This is a genomic window from Pseudopedobacter sp. (genome assembly GCF_040392825.1).
Classification (GTDB): domain Bacteria; phylum Bacteroidota; class Bacteroidia; order Sphingobacteriales; family Sphingobacteriaceae; genus Pseudopedobacter.
Map to the genome: position 1 here is coordinate 1 of NZ_JBEBVH010000280.1, position 4,818 is coordinate 4,818.

Below are 4,818 nucleotides of genomic sequence, written 5' to 3' on the forward strand. Positions count from 1 at the left end.
TAACAGTTGCTGATTACGGTGCTTTCTTAGAAATCATCCCTGGTGTTGAAGGTTTAATCCACGTTTCTGAAATGTCATGGTCTCAAAACCTGAGAAACCCTCAGGAGTTTATGAAGATCGGTGATGAAATCGAAGCTGTTGTTTTAACTTTAGACAGAGAAGAGCGTAAAATGTCTTTAGGCATTAAACAATTAACTCCTGATCCTTGGGAAAAAGCTGCTGAGAAATACCCTGTAGGAAGCAAACACAAAGCTGTTGTTAAAAACATGACTAACTTTGGTGTGTTTGTTGAAATCGAAGAAGGTATTGACGGTTTAATCCATATCTCTGACCTTTCCTGGTCTAAAAAAATCAACCATCCTAACGAATTCACTAAAGTAGGTGAAGAATTAGATGTAGTTGTTTTAGAACTTGATGCAGAAAACAGAAAATTAAGCTTAGGTCACAAACAGTTAGAAGAGAATCCATGGGATACTTTCGAAACTATCTTCACTTTAGACTCTATACACGAAGGAACTGTAACTAAAGTAACAGACAAAGGTGCTTTAGTAGCTTTACCTTACGGTGTAGAAGGTTTTGTTCCAACAAAACACTTAGCTAAAGAAGACGGAACCAGCTTAAAAGTAGACGACGTTGCTGAATTCAGAATTATCGAATTCAACAAAGATTCAAAAAGAATCGTTGTTTCTCATGCTCGTATCTGGGAAGAGGCTAAAGCTGAAGCAGTAGCTGAAGAAAGAGCTTCTAAGAAAAAAGAAGCTAAAGCTGCAGATAACGCTGTGAAAAAAGTAAAAGATTCTGTTGAGAAATCTACTTTAGGTGATTTAGACGTATTAGCTCAATTAAAAGCTGATTTGGAAGCTAAAAAATAATCTGAATTAATTTTATGATTATATAAAGCCTCCCCGGAATTCCGGGGAGGCTTTTTTGCTTGAAAGTTTTTCTTCTTTTAATCGCACATTAATCTTTTTAAGCTATCTTCGCCCACAGAATCTAAAATCACAGTATGATCAAGTATTTTACCCTATTTCTTATGACCCTCAAATTTATAACCTGCGTAAGCTACGGTCAGACGAGTTATAAAAATGCTACTATTATCAATTTTAAAGGAGATACACTAAGAGGTTATATAGACTATAAAAATTGGGATAATAATCCCGATCAATTAAAATTCCGAGAAAAACTGTCCTCTCCAACTAAAATATTCAGTCCAATGGATATTCTTTCATTCGAAGTTGAAAAAGACAGGTACCTTTCTGCTACCGTGGAGATTTCGTATTCTTCATCAGACGTAAACCGTATTAAAGATAATTCTCCCAAACCGGATATTAAAGTAGAAACTGTGTTTTTAAAAATGCTTATCGATGGCGATAAGAGTCTTTATTCTTATAAAAACACATCTTCTGAAGATAACTTCTATATTAAAAACAATGGGAAATTTGAGTTATTAATATATAAAAAATACATCGAGAAAGAATCTTTTAAGATTCTGGAGAACTTAAATTACAGAAATCAACTTTATGCCTATTTTGAGTATCCTTTGCATCTGCAGAGCGCAATAGAAAGGACACGATACACTCAACTAAGTATGCATCATATTTTTGAATTGTATGATAATCACCAGGAGCAGAAAAACACAAGCTATAAAAGTAAGAAAGACTCGGTTAAACTAACACTTGGCGCTTCTATTGGTGGAATGCACAGAAGTCTAAACATTAGAGACATAGGCTATTTCGCACCTAAAACAACTCCGGCATTTGGTATATTTTTTAATGTGGCCTTGCCCAGAAATTTCCAAAGACTAAACCTCTACAGCGATTTAGTATATGTTTATTCAAAATACAAGGACAAAAAAGATATTTACGAAACCGGTTTTTCGACCGCAACTATAGTAGATGCTTATAATCTTGACCTATCATCTTTAAAGTTAAGCCACTCCATTAGATATATATTCTATCAACGAGAAGGTTTCGGAGTTTTCCTTCAGACCGGCATTACGAATTCACTCGTTGTATCTATCAGTAATGAGAAAACAAGATACACTACCAGATATGGAATAACTACTGAAGACAAGTTAAGCGCTATACCTAATCTTAGAAAATATGAACAGGGGTATCTCTTGGGTATTGGAGCTAAAAAAGATCGTTATGCTTTTGATTTTCGTTTCGAAAAGACAAATGGAATATCTTCTTCACACAAAAGCAACTTTAAATCATTTTATATTTTGGCTTCTTATGCTTTTTAATGAGACCAAAAATGAGTCAGATTTTAGTTAAGGTAAGTTCAAATTTGGCTTCTTCTAACATTTTTTTCTATTTTTGTCCAAATCAAAGAACTGATGCAGAATTTAACCCTTCTTGATGGTCAAAAATTTCAAATCACGATACAACGTCTTTGCCATCAGTTAATAGAAAACCACAACGATTTTTCAAACTCAGTAATCATAGGCATTCAGCCCAGAGGTATTGCTTTGTCGAAAAGAATTGCCGAGGAGCTAAAAAAAATCATTCCAAAAGCGGAAATCAATCATGGTAATCTGGATATAACCTTTTATAGAGATGATTTTCGCCGGGGCGATTCTCCTCTGCTTCCCAACAGTACACAAATAGATTTCATTATTGAAGGAAAAAAGGTCATTCTGATAGATGATGTGCTTTGGACAGGCCGAACCATTAGAGCTGCGATGGATGCAATGTTAGCTTTTGGCAGGCCTGAAAAAGTTGAGTTATTGGTTCTGGTTGATCGGAGATATTCCAGACAATTACCTATAGAACCCGATTATATTGGCATAAAGGTAGATTCTATCTCTTCACAAAAAGTAGTTGTAAGCTGGAAGGAGCTTGATACAGAAGATAAAGTAATTTTGATTTCAGATAATAAAAAATAGAAATGGCAGAGCTGACACAAAGATTAAGCACAAGACATCTTTTAGGTATTAAGGATCTAAATAAAAAAGATATTGAGCTGATATTAGAAACTGCCGATACTTTTAAAGACGTTATTAACAGGCCTATAAAGAAAGTTCCTTCTTTAAGAGATATTACCATTGCAAATATCTTTTTTGAGAACTCCACAAGGACAAAACTATCTTTCGAGCTGGCTCAAAAAAGGCTTTCTGCAGATATTATTAATTTCGCCGCTTCAAGTTCTTCGGTAAGTAAGGGAGAAACACTTATTGATACGGTAAATAATATCCTGTCTATGAAGGTAGACATGGTTGTTATGCGACACCCTTATCCGGGTGCGGGTGTTTTTCTCAGCAAACATATTAATGCTCAAATTGTAAATGCCGGCGATGGTGCCCACGAACATCCTACTCAGGCTCTTTTAGACGCTTTCTCCATCAGAGAAAAATATGGTGAAGTAGCAGGAAAGAAGGTAGTTATTGTAGGTGATATTTTGCATTCCAGAGTTGCACTGTCTAATATTCTTTGTTTACAGAAATTAGGTGCTGAAGTTATGGTTTGCGGACCTACAACACTTATTCCAAAATATATCAGTACGCTTGGGGTTAAAGTGGAACACGATCTTAGAAAAGCGCTAAATTGGTGCGATGTAGCGAATATGCTTCGTATACAGTTAGAAAGACAGGATATTAAATACTTCCCTTCGCTACGCGAATATTCCATGATGTATGGATTAAATAAAGAAATTTTAGATTCTTTAGATAAGGAAATTATTGTAATGCATCCGGGCCCAATTAACAGAGGTGTTGAGATTACAAGTGACGTTGCAGACAGTAAGCAATCTATCATATTAAACCAGGTAGAAAACGGAGTTGCCGTAAGAATGGCGGTTCTTTATTTACTGGCCAGCCAGAAAGATTAAATTTTGCTTTTCAGCTACTGCTTATCTAATACAGCAAAAAACCAGTTTTAAAGTATAGGAAAATTATGGAGACAATTTCAGTCTCCATAATAATTTACGATTACAATCGCTGTTTGCTTTTATCACAATATTAAAACCAGTTTATTCCTCTCAATTCATCTTCAAATACTTATATCTTATAATCAGAAAAAATTTCTGTAAATTTGTATAAATCAAGAAAGTCAGTTATGGCAGCTTCAACTAAAAAAACAGAAAAGGAAACTATTCAAAAAACGGATATAAAAGAAACAAAAAACAAATCCAAAAAAGTCTCTAAAACCTGGTTAGCTGCTCTTAAAAATGTTGGTACAGGAGAAATAGTAGATATGAGAGCCGTTTTGAAATAATATGGCTGAACGTTATTTATTAGATACTAATTTATTAGTCTTTCTAATTTCCGGAGAACTGGATAATATCTCTAAAGAGACAAAAAATATTTTAGGAGATTACAATAATCAAATAAATACCAGCTCAATAGCCGTAGCGGAACTTTTATAATTATATCGCATCAGAAAAATAAGAACTAAAAAATATAAAACAGCTACAGAGATAGCAGAAGCCATAGAAAAAGAATTATATATCAAAATCCTTCCTTTTACAAAAGATCACCTCCATACACTGTCAAAACTTGTCCTTGCAGAAGGGCACAATGATCCTGCGGACCATGCCATTATATCACATGCCATAACAGAAAAACTTATACTGGTTTCATCAGACAGAAAATTTGAGCACTACACCAAACAAAATCTGAAATTTGCGTTTAATAAAAGATAATCAAAAATTCATGCAGATATATTATTTGAGTTAATATTTCGTTTAAAACATGGATTATATAATTTTGTCTAAAATACAGTTACCTTTGGGTATAAAATTACTATCGACAGATCGCTTGAATAATTATGCTTAAGAAAATAACCCTAACTGCCTCTATTTTATATACAGCAATAAATC

General features: G+C 34.0%; 7 protein-coding genes. All 7 read left to right on the plus strand.

Features of this window, described 5'->3' with window-relative positions; translation table 11 throughout:
- A partial coding sequence (locus ABWO41_RS15415; protein WP_353139967.1) for a S1 RNA-binding domain-containing protein occupies positions 1-872 on the plus strand: 872 nt, incomplete at its 5' end.
- Between the two features lie 161 nt (positions 873-1,033).
- A complete protein-coding gene (locus ABWO41_RS15420) occupies positions 1,034-2,245 on the plus strand; it encodes a hypothetical protein (RefSeq protein WP_353139969.1) in 1,212 nt (403 codons plus the stop codon).
- A gap of 93 nt (positions 2,246-2,338) precedes the next feature.
- Complete coding sequence (gene pyrR / locus ABWO41_RS15425; RefSeq protein WP_353139971.1) at positions 2,339-2,887, plus strand: bifunctional pyr operon transcriptional regulator/uracil phosphoribosyltransferase PyrR; 549 nt, start codon at positions 2,339-2,341, stop codon at positions 2,885-2,887.
- A 2-nt stretch (positions 2,888-2,889) separates the two neighbouring features.
- Positions 2,890-3,828, plus strand: a complete 939-nt coding sequence (locus tag ABWO41_RS15430) for an aspartate carbamoyltransferase catalytic subunit (protein WP_353139973.1) — start codon at positions 2,890-2,892, stop codon at positions 3,826-3,828.
- A 227-nt stretch (positions 3,829-4,055) separates the two neighbouring features.
- Complete coding sequence (locus ABWO41_RS15435; protein ID WP_353139975.1) at positions 4,056-4,214, plus strand: hypothetical protein; 159 nt, start codon at positions 4,056-4,058, stop codon at positions 4,212-4,214.
- 1 nt (position 4,215) lies between these two features.
- Positions 4,216-4,365: a hypothetical protein gene (locus ABWO41_RS15440; protein WP_353139977.1), complete on the plus strand. Its 150-nt coding sequence runs from the start codon at positions 4,216-4,218 to the stop codon at positions 4,363-4,365.
- Positions 4,366-4,383: 18 nt separating this feature from the next.
- Complete coding sequence (locus ABWO41_RS15445) at positions 4,384-4,641, plus strand: type II toxin-antitoxin system VapC family toxin (protein ID WP_353139979.1); 258 nt, start codon at positions 4,384-4,386, stop codon at positions 4,639-4,641.
- Positions 4,642-4,818: the final 177 nt, after the last annotated feature.

Coding starts and splice junctions, on each gene's coding strand:
- ABWO41_RS15440 (WP_353139977.1), top strand. CDS start 4,216: ATGGCTGAACGTTATTTATTAGATACTAATTTATTAGTCTTTCTAATT.
- pyrR (WP_353139971.1), top strand. CDS start 2,339: ATGCAGAATTTAACCCTTCTTGATGGTCAAAAATTTCAAATCACGATA.
- ABWO41_RS15430 (WP_353139973.1), top strand. CDS start 2,890: ATGGCAGAGCTGACACAAAGATTAAGCACAAGACATCTTTTAGGTATT.
- ABWO41_RS15435 (WP_353139975.1), top strand. CDS start 4,056: ATGGCAGCTTCAACTAAAAAAACAGAAAAGGAAACTATTCAAAAAACG.
- ABWO41_RS15420 (WP_353139969.1), top strand. CDS start 1,034: ATGACCCTCAAATTTATAACCTGCGTAAGCTACGGTCAGACGAGTTAT.